This window comes from Gilliamella sp. B2969, assembly GCF_026536195.1.
Taxonomy (GTDB): Bacteria; Pseudomonadota; Gammaproteobacteria; order Enterobacterales; family Orbaceae; genus Gilliamella.
On sequence record NZ_JAFNOP010000012.1, the window covers coordinates 28,221 to 46,894 of the forward strand.

At 37.4% G+C, this 18,674-nt stretch carries 13 protein-coding genes; 11 read left to right on the forward strand and 2 right to left on the reverse strand.

Features of this window, described 5'->3' with window-relative positions; translation table 11 throughout:
- Window positions 1-67: 67 nt before the first annotated feature.
- The 7 genes from J3U66_RS10995 (at window position 68) to J3U66_RS11025 (ending at window position 10,004) form a co-directional block, all read left to right on the forward strand.
- On the forward strand, window positions 68-4,342 hold the full coding sequence (locus J3U66_RS10995) for an acyl-CoA dehydratase activase-related protein (protein ID WP_267348990.1): 4,275 nt from the start codon (window positions 68-70) through the stop codon (window positions 4,340-4,342).
- A 71-nt stretch (window positions 4,343-4,413) separates the two neighbouring features.
- On the forward strand, window positions 4,414-5,025 hold the full coding sequence (locus J3U66_RS11000) for a CDP-alcohol phosphatidyltransferase family protein (RefSeq protein WP_267344031.1): 612 nt from the start codon (window positions 4,414-4,416) through the stop codon (window positions 5,023-5,025).
- 10 nt (window positions 5,026-5,035) lie between these two features.
- Window positions 5,036-6,790, forward strand: a complete 1,755-nt coding sequence (locus J3U66_RS11005; protein ID WP_267348992.1) for a bifunctional alpha/beta hydrolase/class I SAM-dependent methyltransferase — start codon at window positions 5,036-5,038, stop codon at window positions 6,788-6,790.
- 24 nt (window positions 6,791-6,814) lie between these two features.
- Entirely contained in the window at window positions 6,815-8,128 is a 1,314-nt protein-coding gene (locus J3U66_RS11010) for a phosphatase PAP2/dual specificity phosphatase family protein (protein WP_267348994.1), read from the forward strand.
- Entirely contained in the window at window positions 8,122-8,601 is a 480-nt protein-coding gene (locus J3U66_RS11015) for a hypothetical protein (protein ID WP_267348996.1), read from the forward strand. The genes J3U66_RS11010 and J3U66_RS11015 overlap by 7 nt, the downstream gene beginning before the upstream one ends.
- Window positions 8,602-8,658: 57 nt before the next feature.
- Window positions 8,659-9,597 carry a phosphatidate cytidylyltransferase gene (locus tag J3U66_RS11020; protein WP_267348998.1) on the forward strand — a complete coding sequence of 313 codons (939 nt, stop codon included), beginning with the start codon at window positions 8,659-8,661 and terminating at the stop codon, window positions 9,595-9,597.
- 143 nt (window positions 9,598-9,740) lie between these two features.
- Entirely contained in the window at window positions 9,741-10,004 is a 264-nt protein-coding gene (locus J3U66_RS11025) for an HPr family phosphocarrier protein (protein ID WP_065634652.1), read from the forward strand.
- A gap of 114 nt (window positions 10,005-10,118) precedes the next feature.
- On the opposite strand, the gene J3U66_RS11030 is transcribed toward J3U66_RS11025, so the two are convergent.
- On the reverse strand, window positions 10,119-11,480 hold the full coding sequence (locus J3U66_RS11030; protein WP_267334211.1) for an APC family permease: 1,362 nt from the start codon (window positions 11,478-11,480) through the stop codon (window positions 10,119-10,121).
- A gap of 364 nt (window positions 11,481-11,844) precedes the next feature.
- On the opposite strand from J3U66_RS11030, the gene J3U66_RS11035 reads away from it, so the two are divergent.
- Complete coding sequence (locus tag J3U66_RS11035) at window positions 11,845-12,279, forward strand: PTS sugar transporter subunit IIA (protein WP_267349000.1); 435 nt, start codon at window positions 11,845-11,847, stop codon at window positions 12,277-12,279.
- Window positions 12,272-13,681, forward strand: coding sequence for a PTS fructose transporter subunit IIC (locus tag J3U66_RS11040; protein WP_267349002.1), 1,410 nt, complete (start codon window positions 12,272-12,274; stop codon window positions 13,679-13,681). Before J3U66_RS11035 ends, J3U66_RS11040 begins: the two co-directional genes overlap by 8 nt.
- Before the next feature lie 66 nt (window positions 13,682-13,747).
- Here the strand turns inward: J3U66_RS11040 and J3U66_RS11045 are convergent, their stop codons facing one another.
- A complete protein-coding gene (locus J3U66_RS11045) occupies window positions 13,748-15,430 on the reverse strand; it encodes an amidohydrolase (protein ID WP_267349004.1) in 1,683 nt (560 codons plus the stop codon).
- Between the two features lie 148 nt (window positions 15,431-15,578).
- Here J3U66_RS11045 and matP point away from each other — a divergent pair, with 148 nt between their 5' ends.
- Window positions 15,579-16,043, forward strand: coding sequence for a macrodomain Ter protein MatP (gene matP / locus J3U66_RS11050; protein ID WP_416379607.1), 465 nt, complete (start codon window positions 15,579-15,581; stop codon window positions 16,041-16,043).
- 30 nt (window positions 16,044-16,073) lie between these two features.
- Window positions 16,074-18,674, forward strand: coding sequence for a type I DNA topoisomerase (gene topA / locus J3U66_RS11055; RefSeq protein ID WP_267344040.1), 2,601 nt, complete (start codon window positions 16,074-16,076; stop codon window positions 18,672-18,674).

Genomic DNA, 18,674 nt, shown 5'->3' on the forward strand with positions numbered 1-18,674 from the left:
AATAATTTGAGGTTTATTACCAATTTTGTAATAAATTAAATCTAAATTAATAAAATGTGAGTTTATTATGTCAAAAATATATAGGCTCGGATTGGATGTGGGTTCCACTACAGCAAAATGCGTTGTGTTAGATGAACATGACAATTTTGTTTATACTAATTATGTACGCCATAATACGCATATTGTGGCAACAGTACTTCAATTGCTCAGTGAAATTAAACAGAAGCTTGGTGATGATATACGCTTGTCTGTAAAAGTGACGGGTTCTGCCGGAATGGGCATTTCCGAAAAAGCCGATATCGCCTTTATTCAAGAGGTGGTTGCAGCATCGGAAGTGGTACAACGTAAATATCCTGAAGTACGGACGTTGATAGATATTGGTGGTGAAGATAGTAAAATGATCTTCTTTTTTCCCGATCGACCACCCGATATTCGAATGAATGGTAGCTGTGCAGGGGGAACCGGCGCATTTATCGATCAGATGGCAACTTTACTTAATACTCCCGTTCAGCAGTTTGATGCGCTTGCTCAAAATCATGACCAAATTTTTCCTATCGCTTCTCGTTGTGGTGTTTTTGCCAAAACCGATGTCCAAAATTTAATTAGCCGCAATGTCTCGAAAGAAAATATCGCTTATTCAGTTTTACATGCCGTATGTATTCAGCTAGTCAACACCTTGGCTCGTGGCTATGATATTGTGCCAAAAGTGATGTTAATTGGTGGGCCTTTCTCATTTATCCCAACATTAGGTAAAGCCGCACTAAATACGCTAAAATTAACAGATGATCAGGTTGTTACCACCGAACATCCGACCTTACTTTCCGCTTGGGGTGCTGCAATTCACATTATTGAGCGAACCGAGCTTTCGTTGACAGATTTTATTGCACGATTAAATGCTTCTACTCAAATTAAAGTTAATGAATCATTTAGATTAAAACCGTTGTTTAATGAGTCGTTGTCATTTGATAATTGGAAAAAGAAGCGCAAATATATCGAAATTGCTAGATGCAATTTAGCAGATTATCAAAAACAGAATGCTTTTTTAGGCATTGACAGTGGCTCTACTACCACCAAAATTACACTTGTTAGTGAAGATAATGAGCTGTTGTTTACGCATTATGCACCCAACAATGGTCAGTCGATTAGCGCCTTAATTCATGGCTTAACTAAATTAAACGATGAAATTACTGCATCAGGTAAGGAGATTATTATTGCTCGCACCGGTGTGACAGGTTATGGTGAAGAACTATTAAAAGCCGCTTTTGCTATTGATGACGGTTTGGTCGAAACCATGGCGCATTTTGCCGCAGCTAAACATATTGATCCTGATGTCAGTTTTGTGATGGATATTGGCGGCCAAGATATGAAAGCCATTTTTATTACTAATGGTGTGGTTAATCATATCGAATTAAACGAAGCTTGTTCATCGGGTTGTGGATCGTTTATTGAGACTTTTGCCAAATCACTTAACTCTAATACTATTGATTTTGCTGATGCCGCGTGTCAATCTTCTAATCCATGTGATTTAGGAACGCGCTGTACTGTTTTTATGAATTCTAAAGTGAAGCAGGCATTGCGTGAAAATGCCACCATGGGTGATATTTCGGCAGGACTGGCGTTTTCTGTGATTAAAAATGCCATTCATAAAGTGCTGAAACTGCATGATATGCGTAAACTGGGCGATCATATTGTGGTGCAGGGCGGTACTTTTAAAAATCCTGCGGTATTTCGTGCGTTAGAACAGTTAACCGGTGCGCAAATTACCAGTTCTAATATTCCTGAGTTAATGGGAGCTTATGGCGCAGCGTTGGTCGCTAAAAACCATTATTTAGCGCACCCTACAGCTTCGCAATTTATTGGTTTAGATAATCTTCACAAAGCAAAAGACAATAAAGCTAAACCGTCTCGCTGCAAAGGTTGTGAAAATAAATGCGATATTATCATCTACCGATTTGCCAACGGTCAACGTTACTATTCGGGTAATAAATGTGAACGTTTTTTAAGTAATAATCAATATCGCGATAACAGCTCGTTTAATATGTTTGATTATAAAAATGATCTGCTATTTAAACGAACTAATGTGGTTAATGCCGAAGCTAAAATTAATATTGGTATTCCTCGTGTATTAGGGCAATATGAAAACTTCCCTTTTTGGCACACGTTATTGACTCAAAGTGGTATAAACGTGACACTTTCACCTTTTTCAACACAAAGTATTTATGAAAAAGGGGCTGGAACGGTAATGTCTGATAGCATTTGCTTTCCGGCAAAATTAGTGCACGGTCATATCATGGAGTTGATTGAACAGAAGGTCGATCGTATTTTTATGCCGATGGTTGTGTTTGAATCAACTCAGTTTGACAATGCGGTTAATAGCTATAATTGTCCAATTGTCAGCAGTTATGCTGAAGTGATCCACAGTGCGATCAATCCCGAAGAAAAATTTCGCATTCCATTAGATTATCCCGTTATTAACTTTACCAATAGTAAGTTACTTAAAAAAGGCTGTATCAATTATTTAACTTCGTTAGGTATCGACAAAAAAGTTGCCGACAAAGCGTTTGAAGCTGCATTAATTGCACAAGCTGAGTTTAAACATGATTTATACAGTAAAGCGGTTGAAGTACTTAATAATGCCAAACAAACTGGGCGCTATGTATTTATTTTAGCTGGACGGCCATATCATAGTGATAGTTTAATTAATCACAAAACGCCCGAAATTTTAAATGCGCTAGGCTGTGATGTTATTACCGAAGATTCGGTATTAGGTGCCATTCATCAATTATCGCCAGAACTGCAAATTTGTTCACAATGGGGTTATCCAAATCGTTTATATGCTGCCGCTTCATTTGTTGCACAGCAACCGAATAATATTCAATTTGTACAGCTCAATTCATTTGGTTGTGGGCCTGATGCGATTGTCACTGATGAGTGTAAAGCAATCTTAGAATCTAAGGGTAAAACTTGTACGATCATTCGTGTAGATGAGATCACCGCAACGGGTTCTGTCCGTTTACGCTTACGATCGATTATCGAATCAATTCGTATGAATCAACATCAACCATTGAAAATGGTGGAACGTAAAAAAACGGCAGTTTTCAGTAAAAAGGATAAACAGCGTCGTACTATTTTAGCGCCATTTATTTCTGATTTTTATTCACCGTTATTACCGCCGATTTTTGCATTATCAGGTTATAAGCTAGAAACGTTACCAAAACCAGATAAAAGCTCGGTTGAGTGGGGATTAAAGTACTGTAATAACGAAATTTGCTACCCAGCAACGATTATTGTTGGCGATGTGATTAAAGCGTTACGATCGGGTAAATATAATCGTGATGAAGTGGCAATTGGTATCACGCAAACCGGTGGGCAATGCCGTGCGAGCAGTTATCTGTCGTTAATCAAAAAAGCCATGATTAGTAATGGTTTTGAAGATGTGCCGATTGTGTCACTTAGTACCGATAATATGAATGCAAGTGAACAACCTGGCTTTAAAATTAATTGGCTTAAAACTCTGCCAACCACCTTTTTTGCTATGTTATTTGCTGATTCATTATCGAAAATGTATTACGCGGTGGCACCTAGAGCCAAAGTGAAACAACAGGCTAATCAACTTAAAGAGCTGTACATTAGAAAGCTACAGCAGCTACTTAATGAGCAGAAAGGGCATAGAGCGATTTATGCGTTATTGGCGCAAGCTGTTGAGCATTTTAATCAGGTTGAAACCGTCAATAAAGATTGCCCACAAATAGGGATTGTTGGTGAAATCTATGTAAAATATAACAGCTTTGGCAATCAGCATAGTGTCGAATGGTTAGTCGATCAGGGAATTGAGCCAGTAATTCCACCCATGATTGAATTTTTTGCTCAAGTGTTTGTCAATTATGACAGTAATATTGATAATCATCTTTTACCAAAAAGTTATCTATCGTCATTACTGTTCTTTTTTGAAAAAGTGGCCCAACGCTATATCAATAAAACTAATCAGATTTTATCGCATTTTAAATATTATCAACCGTTTCATAATATCCGTGATATCGCTAAAAAAGCCGAGCAAATTCTTAATTTAGCCAATCAATTTGGCGAAGGTTGGTTGATTCCAGCCGGTATTATGACCTTTGCTGAATATGGTATTAATAATGTCATTAGCTTTCAACCATTTGGTTGTATTGCTAATCATGTAGTATCAAAAGGGGTAGAAAAACGGATGCGTGATCTTAACCCTAAACTTAATTTGCTCTATTTAGATTTTGACGACGGTGCTGGTGAAGTCAATGTACTCAATCGTTTGCATTTTATGGTCAGTTCGTTAAAGTATACCCAATTGCAACGAATTGTATAATGAAATAAAAAACTGCTATGTTATATTTTGCCAATATTATCATAGCAGTAGGTTAAAATTTAGGATCATCAGTGATATCAGTTTATCAATTAAAGCCGAAGTTTCAGGCACTACTCAGACCTTATACCCATAAGCTTTATAATGCTGGTGTAACGGCTAATCAAGTGACTTTATTCGCCTGTTTGGCATCGATTTTAGTAGCACTAATGGTTGGGTGTTTCGCCCAATATCATTGGTTATTTATGTTAATTCCAATATGGATGTTTATTCGAATGGCGCTCAATGCTATTGATGGAATGTTAGCACGTGAATTTCAGCAAAAATCTAATTTGGGTGCTTATTTAAATGAAATTTGTGATGTGATATCAGACAGCGCATTATTACTGGTTTTTATGCCACTAGACGGAGTGAGTAGTTTTCTGGTGATTTTGGTCGTGTTACTAGCCTTTTTGACTGAATATAGTGGCGTATTGGGATTAATGATTGGAGCATCACGCCGTTATGATGGACCAATGGGGAAAAGTGATCGCGCCACTATTTTTAGTATAATAAGCTTAGGTATAGCCACCCATTTACTGCCTTTAAGTTGGATTAATACGTTATTGTGTCTGATTACTCTTTTACTTATCTATACCATCTTTAATCGAGTGAACAAAGGCTTATTAGAAGCGCAAAATAAATAAGGAATATATTATGCGTCAAGAGCAACAAAAAACCTTTATAAGCCATGATGGTTGTCAGTTATTTTATCGCTATTGGCCGGCAATCGACAATAACTGTGGTAAAGATCGCGCTATCGTCATTTTTCATCGAGGCCATGAGCATTCAGGTCGAGTGGCACATCTTGCTGACGAACTTGAACTACCTGATTATCAAATTTTCGCTTGGGATGCGCGAGGTAACGGTCAATCGGCAGGTGAACGAGGCGATGCCCCTAATTTTGCCACACTGATTAAAGATGCCCACTGTTTTATACAACATATTAAGCAAGAGTATCACTTTTGTGATCAAGATATTGCTGTTATTGCGCAAAGTGTAGGGGCGGTTATTGCTGCAGCTTGGGCACATGATTATGTACCGAATATTCGAGCCTTAGTCTTAGCTTCACCGGCCTTTAGCGTCAAGTTATATGTCCCTTTTGCGGTATCGGGTCTAAAATTGCTGTATAACTTAAAAGGCAACTTTTTTGTTAACAGTTATGTTAAGCCTAAGCTGCTGACCCATGATGCGAGTCGAGCACAATCGTTTACTCAAGATCCATTAATTACTAGACCAATATCGGTGCGGTTATTATTAGATTTGTATGCGGTGGCAGATCGCATAGTTCAAGATGCAAATGCGATTACGGTACCCACGCAACTACTGGTGTCGGGGTCTGATTATGTGGTAAGGCGTAAACCACAACAACAATTTTATGAGAATTTGGGTACCGCACAAAAAGAGTTACATATATTACCTGGATTTTATCATGATACCTTAGGTGAAAAAGATCGCCATTTCGCTATTGATCGAGCACGGCGATTTATTGTCGGTTGTTTTGCCAATCCGATAAATGTTCCTTGCTTAGTTAATGCCGATTTAGTTGGTTATACAAGGCAAGAGGCGGATAATTTAACTATGCCACCCGTTGGTTTGATTAAGCCTTTATACTGGAAATTTATTCAAACCAGTTTGCGTTATGCCAGTAAAATGTCTGACGGAATCAAACTCGGTTTTGACACTGGGTTTGATTCAGGCAGTACGCTTGACTATGTCTATCAAAACCAACCATCGGGCAGTTCTAAACTTGGACAATTTTTTGATTATATTTATCTACAATCTATTGGTTGGCGTGGTATCCGTCAGCGAAAAGTTCATCTTGAAGCGCTGTTAAAGCAAACTATTTTACAGTTACAACAACAAAATCAATCTGTTAATATTGTTGATATTGCAGCAGGGCATGGACGTTATATTATTGAAACGATAAATCAAATCGCACATAAACCTAATTCAGTGCTATTACGTGATTACTGTGATATTAATATTCGCGATGGACAAGCATTAATTCAGCAGCAGGGCTTAACGGACATTGTTCGTTTTGAAAAAGGCGATGCTTTTAGTCGGCAAGAGTTAGCACAATTATCACCTCAACCTAATTTAGCAGTAGTATCTGGTTTGTATGAGTTATTTAGTGACAATCAATTGTTGCGAGAATCGTTGTCAGGGTTAGCCGATGTCATGTCTGAAGGCGAATATTTAATTTACACTAATCAGCCATGGCATCCACAACTCGAGTTTATTGCCAGAGCATTAACCTCACATCGTGACGGGCAGCCATGGATTATGCGCCGAAGAACGCAACTGGAAATGGATCAACTGGTTAGTGAGGCTGGTTTTCAAAAAATAACCATGAGTGTTGATCAGTGGGGCATTTTTACGGTTTCACTAGCACAACGAATAAAAAAATAATTTATGCCAATACCACGATATACGATGACTAAACTTACCGTTCAAAAATGGCTGTGGCTTATTGGATTAACGTTGTTATTTTTTAGCAGTTATAATTTTGCTAATTGGTTTACCTCAACACGTGTTCAAGTTAATAGTGTGGTTTATGCTTGGGAACAAGCAATCCCTTTATTGCCTTGGACTATTGTGCCTTATTGGTCAATTGATTTGATGTATGGATTGGCTATCTTATTAGCTAAATCTAGTCAGTCACTAAAAATACTTGGCTTAAGATTATTATCAGCACAAATTATTTGTGTCGTTTGTTTTCTTGTTTTTCCACTAAAATTTAGTTTTGAGCGCCCACCATTAGACGGTTTTTTTGGACTTCTATTTGATATTTTAATGGGATTTGATAAACCCTTTAATCAAGCTCCTTCATTACATATTACGCTGTTAGTGATTCTATGGCAGTTTTATGCAAGTTATTACCAAACTGTATTGGTGCGTTATTTACTGCATCTTTGGTGTTTATGTATTGCGTTATCAGTATTAACAACTTGGCAGCATCACTTTTTTGATGTACCAACAGGTTTATGGGTTGGTTATTTTTGTATTTGGTTGTGGCCACAATCAGGGGGATCAATATTAAAAGCTAGACCGCTGTCTAAACAGTATCGATGGGGTGTGATCTACTTTATCTTGTCATTATTATCGTTTAGTTTAGCGATTTATGTTGGTGGTTGGGGGCTGTGGTTATTATGGCTATCGGCATCTTTGTTATTGGTTGCCGTTAATTATGTGATCTTAGATGCTGAGGGTTTTCAAAAACAACTCAATGGACAGTTTAATTTAGCAGTTGCGCTATTGTATCTCCCTTATTTTTCGATTATGTGGCTCAATTCACGATTATGGACAATCAAGCATCAAGATGTTGATCGAATCACGGATAATGTTTATTTAGGTCGAATTCCTTCTGGCCATTTTTTAAATAAATATCAATTTTTAGCGGTGATTGATTTGTGTGCTGAATTGCCCATTGGGCATTTTGACGGTAGCTATAGCCTGATTCCGGTATTAGATATGACGCCATTATCTGAACAACAGTGTCAATATTCAGCGCAACGTATTGAGCAATATCATCGGCAGGGAAAGTTATTAGTATGCTGTGCGTTGGGGTATTCAAGAAGCGCTACTGCCGTTATTGCTTGGTTATTGTGGACTAAAAAAGCATTGACTGTTGAAGATGCAATAACACAGGTTAAAACGTGTCGCACGACTATTGTTATTTCAGATAGGCAGCGTTTAATTTTAACAAATTGGCTTGCTCAGCTCCCTAACAGGGAATCGATATGTTAAGCAGTGAAAATATTAAGCAACAATCCCAGATTAATCAGACTGATATAGCGACATTTTGTAGCTTGCTGACCGTAAGTCAACAACTTGATATATTTTCAATGTTATTGACCTTGTCAGCTGTAATTATGGGATTATTGAGTGATCTATTGCATTTTTCATGGTTCATGTCTTCAACTTGTTTAGTTGTGTTTTTGCTTGGTATTGTCACCAAATATTATGCAGTGCGTATTGCTTTTGATAAAAAACTATTTGATTATTTAACCAATCATTTAGATCAGGTACCTGATGTGCTTAATGAACTCGATCAAGCATTGTTGAAATTGCATTTAATCAAATCGGTTCGAACACCGGTTAGAACCATTAAACAACGTCAAATCGGTACATTAGGTCTTTTCAAAGTACAGTTAATCGTGTTAGCTATACAGCTTTTGCTAGTAGCGGGTGTTTTGATTAGCATAATCATTTGTCGTTGATGAGTTGTATAACGTTTATTTTTGCGAGATGACTTAATTGAGCAATTAGGAGAAAAAATGTCGATTTACCAACGTGATACGTTATTATTATTTATTGGTATAGGCTTGTTTTTGCTGATTGCCACAACGATTGCTTGGGTGTTAAAAAGGCGTACAACAGCACCAAATAGTGTTATTGATAATTTAATTACGCGTATCAATGCATGGTGGGTGATGGTGATCATTATCGGTGTTGCTTTTTGGATTGGTAAGTTAGCCGTAATTTTTATGTTTTTCGTTATATCGGGATTAGCACTGCGAGAATTTTTACATTTAACACCGATTAGCCGTTATGACTATTTTGCTTTAATCTTTGCCTACGTCATTGCCTTACCAATGCAATATATTTTAGTTGCATTGTCTTGGTATGGTCTATTTAGTATTTTTATTCCCGTCTATGTCTTTTTACTTTTGGCGATTTTAGCCTCAATAACCGGCTCAACCAATAACTTTTTAGAAAGAACCGCAGATGTGCAATGGGGACTGATGATTACTGTCTATTGTATATCTTGTGTACCAGCATTACTGGTATTAGATATCGACCATTATCAAGATCGTAATTTATTACTCATCGCTTTTTTGATTTTAGTGGTGCAGTTGTCAGATGTACTCCAATATGTGTTTGGTAAATTATGGGGTAAACATAAAATTAGCCCCAATTTATCGCCGTCAAAAACAGTAGAGGGCTTTATTGGTGGTGTGGTTTCGGCAAGTTTAATTGGCGCAAGCATGTTTTGGATAACGCCATTTAGTTTTGTGCAAGCTGGCCTAATTTCGCTGATGATTACTTTACTCGGTTTTTGTGGTGGATTAGTGATGTCGGCAATTAAACGAGATAAGGGAGTAAAGGACTGGGGCAAATTGATAGGTGGTCATGGCGGTATACTGGATCGCTTCGATTCTATCTGCTTTGCTGCGCCGATTTTTTTCCATGTTGTTCGATATTTTTGGGTTTAAGTCCAATCTTGCTCAACTAAGTAACAACAATAAAAGCGTTATTTTTATCGAAATTTGTATGCAAAAAAAGAGCAAAATAACTCAATTTATGATATAAATACCATTCATTGTATTAACGTAAAGATATAAATAAGGACTTTAGTATGTTAAAAGAACAAATGGTAGTAAAAAATTCAACTGGTCTTCATGCTCGCCCTGTTACCACACTTGTTAAATTAGCAGGTCGTTACAAATCATCAATTGAACTTGTTTATAATGACAAAGCAATCAAATTAAAAAGCATGATGGGATTACTTGGTGCTGGCGTTAAAGGTGGTTCAACTGTTGAAATTATTTGTGATGGTGAAGACGAACAAGCCGCAATGGATGAAATTCGCGAATTATTTGCTAGTGGTTTTGGTGAGTAATCGGTTAAACAAATAGCCACGCTTACAAGATTATTATTCCGTCGACTTAGGTCGACGGAGTTGTTTTAAAAGGGCAGTAACTAGATACTTTAAAGTAGACCAATTTATAAGAACTTAATCTTTGATGATTGAATTTAATTCATGATGATCAATCGATGGCAATAAAGCAGTAAAGCCTTTAGTTAGATAAAGTAGATAGAAAAATCCAATTGCTAACCAAACTAAACCAACAATCATCGCCGTTGCATCAAGGCTGGTCCATAGCCATAGTGAAAGTAAAACACCAATCGCAGGCAATAATCCATATTTAAATAGCAGTAATGCTGTTTTCGCTTTTGAATCCCCTAAGTAACTTTTAATCACGCATAAATTGACAAAAGTAAAAGCCACTAATGCGCCAAAGCTTATCATCGACACCACTAAACTAAGATCTAATACCAGCGCTAACAATGAAAAACAGGCGACAAAAATAATCGATAAATAAGGTGTTCTATAACGAGGGTGAATTTTATAAAAGATTTTTTTAGGCAAAACACCTTCACGTCCCATAGCATAAAAAATTCTTGATACACTGGTTTGCGCTGTCATGGCTGATGCAAAAACACCAGTTAAGTATGCCGCTTGGAAGAAGTTATACATAAAATTACCGCCTAATTGGCTTATATCACCCACTCGACGAACGACGACTAAACTGGCTGTATCTTTATTATCTACAAAATCTGTCCACATAGGATATGCCAAATGAGCACAATACGATACGACTAGAAAAATACAGCCAGCAATTAGAACTGTCCAGATAATTGCTCTTGGTAATGATTTTTGTGCATCGTTAGATTCTTCGGCTAAAGTCGCTATGGCATCAAAACCTAAAAAGGCAAGACATAATATTGCCGCTCCAGACATTAAGCCACTAAAATCTCCTGCATTAACTTGCAGAGGTTTCATCATTGCCTCAGGGGTAAGATTAACATTAGTTAAAGTTAAAAAGATAAATAACCCTATAAAAATCATTTGAACAATAATCAATGTAAAGTTTACAGAGTTAATCAGTTTAATCCCTAAATAATTTAAAAAGCTTACACTGATTAATGAACCCAATACAAAAACATAAGCAGGAATGCTTGGAAATGCTTCATTCAGGTAGATACCTAAAACCAAATAATTCAATATTGGTAAAAATAGATAATCAAGGATTTGTGCCCAACCTACCAAAAATCCAACTTTTCCACCAAAAGTATGTTGTACATACGAGTAGGCAGATCCAGCAATCGGCAGTTTATTTGCCATTCGACAATAACTCAATGCTGTAAAAAAGATCATGGCTAAGGTGATGATATAGGCTATAGGTAAGTGACCATTACTATCAACAGTGACTTCCCCATAAGTGGTAAAGATCCCCAAAGGAACCATATAAGCTAAACCAAATGCAATCAATGCAGGTGTGGTTAAAACTCGTTTCATTTTTATTGCGGACATGACTTTGCTCCTCTGTCCCAAAAAACAATAAAAAACTACTAAGTATAGTTTTGCCTTTTTACCCGCTTAAAGCGGCAAGGAATTCTGCCACATTATGATAATTATGCAAGCTAATTTTTAGTAAAAAGGTACTAAAGCGAGCGATTTATAGACTTTAACACACATTAGTCATTATTTTTAAGCTGTTTACACTGGAATTGCTCGTTAAAACGTAAAATTGAATTGTGCATATTTGTGATCTTGCTCTAACTCTTGATAAGACAAAATTAGTGTCACCGAAAATAATTCATTGTATATTTAATAAACAGAGATCATAAAAGTCAGTAAGTTTAAATATCTATATTTAATTAAAAAGGAGCGGTATATGCAGTCAATACCTGTTTTATCGGTTGAGCTTACCAGTGATATCGTTAATCAAAAATCATCGGTTATTCATTTAATGTCCAATGCCAGTCAAAACTATTTAACTAATGTTGAAACTTTTTTTGATGATGTGATGGCTCATGAGCAAGAGATGGAAACCGATGTGTTACCCGATGTTGCTTTGCCTCATGCCAAAAGTAGCGCAGTAAAAACGCCATTTATTGTGGTGGGAAAATATCTTGATGGCATCATTTGGAATAATGGTAACCAAGTGAAGTTGGTGATTATGATTGGTGCACCAGAACATGCCGATAAGGCGCATTTAGCGATTATTGCTAAATTAGCAACTCATTTAGCGGATGATGATTTTATTGCAACTTTACTTAATAGTGATACCCAGTCATTAGCAGATAAAGTACGAGGTTTGTATGAATAATAGTGCGATTGACAAAAAGAAGATTGTTGCAATTTGTGCCTGTACTGCTGGTATGGCTCACACTTATATTGCTAAACAAAAGATTGAAAATGAAGCAAAAAAACGGGGATGGGATTGTAAAGTAGAAACTCAAGGCGCAGCAGGTATTGATAATCCATTAACTGAACATGATTTAAAAACTGCAGATGTGATTATATTAGCCACTGATATTTCAATTGAAAATGCCGAGCGGTTAGAACCATATAAAAACGTCATTAAAGTAAGCACAGGCGAAGCCGTGAAAAATACGGTCAACATTTTCAATAATGCCGAACAAATGTCAACTAAAGTAGTAAAAGACAGTATTGGTAAAGAAATATTTCGTGCATTAAATACCGGAATCAGCAAATTTTTACCCGTTATTATTGCTTCAGGTATTCTTTTTTCGATTGTGTTAATGACAGGTGATGTAACCAACGATACGATTTTGCCAAGTAATCAGTTTTTTGCTGATTTACAGCAAGTAGCAATTTATGGTTTTGCTATGATGGTACCTGTGCTTGCAGCTTATATGGCCTATTCTATTGGCGGTAATGCGGCGTTGGCACCTGCCTTTATTATGGGCTATGTAGTTAATAACCCAATTGGTGTTAATCATGTCAGTACAGGCTTTATTGGTGCGATGATTTTCGGTGTTTTAATTGGTTATTTTGTAAAATGGTTTAAAACCGTTAAAGTCCATCCTGTCATTGCATCAGTAATGCCAGTCATGATTATTCCAACAGTGACGATATTGGTGATGGCGCCCATTTATATTTACGGACTATCTTACCCGTTAGATTGGTTTGTGAAAGCAATGGTTGCTACGTTAAAAGGCATGTCAGAAGTCAATGCAGCGTTTTTAGGCATTGGTATTGGTATTCTTGCTGCACTAGATATGGGGGGACCATGTAGTAAAGCAGCAACGGCCTTTACTTTGGCAGCTATGGCAGAAGGTGTTTATGGACCAAATGGTGTGTTCCGCATGTGCTGTGCAATTCCACCATTAGGCTTAGCGATTTCATCATTGATTATTTCTCGTTCTAAATATACTAAAGAAGAAAAAGAGTTTGGCATTACCGCTTTCTTCTTATCATTAGCCGGTATAACCGAAGGTGCAATCCCATTTGCCGCTAAAGATCCAAAACGTGTAATTATCGCTATTGTTGTCGGTACGGCAGTGGCAGGTATGTTAGGGATGATTAATGGTATTGAGTCATTAGTAGCGTTTGGTGGGCTGGTTGCCTTGGGTGGCGTAACAAAAGGTGCAATGTGGTATATTATTGACATGTTTATTGGTGCATTGATTATTGCCGCAATATTGCATTTTACGAAAAAGAGAGCAGTAGAAAGTGCCGAGCCAATTGAAATCGAAGCTGAATAACTGTTTATCACGACGCTACCGTTGTGTTGGCGTCGTGATAAATAACTCGATTCTTTAAATGAACAATTACGATGCTTGATATACCGTTTTACCACCAACGATCGTGGTTAATACTTTAACGTTTTGTATATCTGTTGCCGGTATGGTAAATGGATTACGATCTAAAATGATTAGATCGGCAAATTTGCCTTTTTCAATTGAACCAATGTATTGCTCTTGTTTCAATATATAAGCGGCTCCTATGGTTGCACAACGCAGCACTTCTGTTACTGTCAAATTTCGATCACTGTTTAAACGAGGGTGATCGGTATCTATTTGTCGGGTCATTGCCACTTGAAAATCGTACCATTCATTAAGGGGATCGATTGGCCAATCACTACCAAATGCACAATTCACACCAGCATCAATATATTGGCCATGTGCTTCTAATCCATTATAACGTTCTGGACCAAAAAGCGTATGATATTGTTCAACCATTGTTGCGCTGCATCCAGCCCATTGGAACGAAAACACCACACAAGCTTTTAATTTTTGATAGCGTGCAAATTGATGCGCAGCACTAAGCTCATTGTGAGCCGTACTTGGTCTTATATCCGCATCAGGCAATGCTTTTCGCATTTTTTCAATAGCATTGAGTACCACTTCAATTGCACCTTCTCCTACTGTATGCGTATGTGGGTGAAAGCCTGCTTTTGCTGATTCAAGGATTAACGCATCAAGCATTTCTGTTGAATAGTAAAGATCGCCGTAACGATCTTTTTCGTGTTCAAGTTGATAAGGTTTTAATAGCCGTGCCGTCATTAATGGTGCTTGCATAACACCATCAACAAACAATTTAGTATGCGAAATTTTAATACCTGGTTTAGGTTGCCAGTTTTTATCATCATAATGATGAGCAAATTGCTTAACTTTGTCCAATAACAGCGGAATTTGATCTATTGAAGATACATCATCGGGTGGTAACTCATGTGCACCAAATAGGCGTATTGAAAGTGCGTCTTGTTGCTTAAGGGTCAAAAAAGCATCAGCAATGGTTTTAGTAATGCGAGCATCCATCACTGCCGTTACGCCTTGTTTATTCAGTTCTGCTTGTGATAATTTTGCAATATTCACCGCTTGCTGATCGGTCAGTTTAGATATGCTGTCAAATGCACGCATCGCCGGTGCATCTTCTAAAATGCCATTAAGTTCGCCATTATTAGTTCGACCAATCTTACCATCTGATGGTTCAGGCGTATCTTTATTAAGACCAAATTTTTCTAATGCCAGACTATTGGCAACGAGTGTATGGCAATCATTTGAAAACAAAATTACCGGGCGCTGGGTATTAAGTTTATCAAGGTCGAAACGTGTAATATCGGTACCTATTGGCAACACTTCTTGACGTAGCCATCCTCGTACTTGTAACCAATTGGTATCATTATCGTTTGAGTCTTGATCTAAATATTTTTGAATAATAGCTAAAGTTTGGTCAACGGTTAAACTTTGATAATTTAAATTACAAGAAGAGAGTTGCATTCCCCCCCAAAAAGTATGCAAATGCGCATCTATAAGACCGGGAATCATCGTTTTTCCTTGTAAATCGTAAACTGTCGTATTATTATCGACATACTGACTGCTATTTATTTGTTGCGTGCTCCCCGTTGCAATAATATAGCCATTTTCGATAGCAATAGCCTGACAAACACTGTCTTGTTTGTCTGCAGTATAAATATAGCCATTAATATAAATAACATCAGCTTTAGCCATTATTGGTGATTTCCTTAAATCAAGTTCTAAATAAACGTGAACGATAGCAGATTTATAAAAAATTTGTCAAATGCAATAATTTTCTTTATTGTGTGATGAGATTATGCTACAACTACAACCTTTAGTTACAGCGTCACAAGGTGAAAAGATGAAATATCAACAACTCGAAAACCTTGAATGTGGATGGAAATGGCACTATCTTGTGAAAAGGCATTTAGAAGGCGAGTTGATTACTCGTTATATTGAGAAGAGCGCAGCTCAGCACGCCGTAAATGAATTATTACTTTTAGAACATAATCCAATAGGTGTTGTGCAATGGATAAAACAGCATCTAAACCCTGATTTAGATAATCGCATGAAGCAGACCATTCGTGCGAAACGAAAACGACATTTTAACGCTGAGCAACAAAATACACGAAAAAAGTCTATTGATTTGGAATTTTTAGTTTGGCAACGATTAGCTAATTTGGCAAAACGCCGAGGTTGCACGTTGTCACAGACCATTACACAACTTATTGAGGATGCTGAGCAAAAAGAGCAATATGCAACGAAAGTATCGACAATAAAAGATGATTTACTGTCATTACTTGATGTGAAACAAGACAGTAAATAACGTAAATTACAGGATAAAATAGGTTTAATTATGGGAAAATCCCTTGTTATTGTGGAATCACCTGCCAAAGCAAAAACAATAAATAAATATCTTGGCAAAGATTTTGTGGTTAAATCAAGCGTAGGGCATATTCGCGATCTTCCAGTAAGTGGCAGTAGCCATCGAGTTGAAAAAACCACAAAAGATAAAGCCGAAAAAAAAGTAAAACGTTCTGAAAAACAGGTTTTAGTTGATCGTATGAGTGTTGATCCGTATAACGGTTGGAAAGCTCATTACGAAATTTTACCTGGTAAAGAAAGGGTTGTTTCAGAACTAAAAAAACTCGCTAAAGATGCCGATATGATCTACCTCGCAACCGACTTGGATAGAGAAGGGGAAGCAATAGCATGGCATCTGAAAGATGTTATTGGCGGTGAAGATAGCAAATATCGTCGTGTGGTATTTAATGAAATCACCAAGACAGCGATCAAAAATGCGTTTAATCATCCTTCCATGCTTGATATGGATAGAGTTAATGCCCAGCAAGCTCGTCGCTTTATGGATCGCGTTGTTGGTTTTATGCTATCACCTTTACTTTGGAAAAAAGTTGCTAGAGGATTATCAGCAGGTCGCGTTCAATCGGTTGCCGTTCGACTTGTGGTAGAACGCGAGCGCGAAATTCATGCCTTTATTCCTGAAGAATATTGGGATCTTTTTGCTGATTTAAGTACAGCGAACAACGAGCAACTCACTTTACAAGTTACTCATTATCAAGATGAAGCGTTCGAACCTAAAGATAAAGTCGCCATTGATATTGCACTAGCTGAATTAAACAACAGCCAATATCAAGTGACCAATATCGAAGAAAAGCCAACTAAGAGCAATCCAACTGCGCCATTTATTACTTCGACCTTACAACAAGCGGCGAGCACGCGCTTAGGTTTTGGCGTCAAAAAAACGATGATGCTTGCTCAGCGTCTTTATGAAGCTGGTTATATTACCTATATGCGTACTGATTCGACTAATTTGAGCCAAGATGCATTAGCCATGGTACGTGAATATATTGGCAAAAATTTTGGTGATAAATATTTGCCTAAATCACCAAATGTTTACAGTAGCAAAAAGAACTCTCAAGAGGCGCATGAAGCAATCCGCCCGTCAGACGTTAAATTACTGGCGGATAATATAAGTGATGTTGAAGCTGATGCGTGTAAACTTTATCAATTGATTTGGCGTCAATTTGTTGCCTGTCAAATGACTTCAGCCGAATATAACTCGACAACAATTACTGTTAAATCTGGTGATTTCTTATTAAAAGCTAAAGGACGTACCTTGCGTTTTGATGGTTGGACTAAAGTGCAACCGCAATTGGCCAAAAATAATGATGATAAAATTTTACCCGCTGTATCAATTAACGATAAGTTGGGCTTGATTGCGCTTAATCCTAATCAGCATTTTACTAAACCACCAGCACGTTATAACGAAGCATCGTTAGTCAAAGAGTTAGAGAAACGTGAAATAGGCCGCCCATCGACTTACGCAACGATAATCTCAACTATTCAAGATCGTGGATATGTGCGTTTAGATAATCGTCGTTTTTATGCCGAAAAAATTGGTGAAATTGTTACTGATCGTTTAAATGAAAACTTCAATGATCTCATGAGTTATGACTTTACCGCGCGTATGGAAGATGCACTCGATCAGATTGCTAATAAAAAACAAGAGTGGCGAGAAGTGCTCGATCAGTTTTTTAGTGATTTTAGTAAACATCTTGAAGTGGCAGAGCAATCACCCGATAAAGGTGGTATGCAACTTAATCCTTTGGTGCTCACCCCTGAAATTAAGTGTCCTCATTGTGGGCGCGAAATGGGCATTAAAACAGCAGGAACGGGCGTATTTTTAGCGTGTTCAGGCTATGCACTACCGCCTAAAGAGCGTTGTAAACAAACGATTAATTTAATTCCAGAGCACGAAACTCTCAATATTTTAGAAGAGTCGGAAACCGCTGAAACCGATGCATTAAGAGCCCGTAAGCGTTGTCCAAAATGTCATACCGCAATGGATAGCTATTTACTTGATAATGAACGTAAATTACATATTTGTGGTAATAACCCAATTTGTGATGGCTTTGTTGTTGAAAAAGGTCACTTTAAAGTAAAAAGTTATGAAGGTCCAATTATCGAATGTGAAAAATGTGGATCTGAGATGCATTTAAAATCAGGGCGTTTTGGGTTATATATGGGCTGTACTAATCCTGATTGTAAAAATACCCGTAAAATTTTAAAAAATGGTGATGTTGCGCCCCCTAAAGAAGATCCAGTCGATTTGCCTGAACTTAAATGTAGCAAATCTGACGCTCATTTTGTGTTACGTGATGGCGCATCAGGTATCTTTTTGGCTGCACATAATTTTCCAAAATCAAGAGAAACCCGTGCACCATTAATTGAAGAATTACAACGTTTTAAAGATCGGTTGCCCGAAAAGTTTATCTATTTAACGCAAGCACCGAATAAAGATCCGGATGGTAATCCTGCCATTGTTCGTTTTAGTCGTAAAAGCAAACAACAATATGTCACATCCGAAGTTAACGGAAAATCGACAGGTTGGGTGATGCAATACGTTGACGGTCAATGGATAAAGAGTAAAAAATAG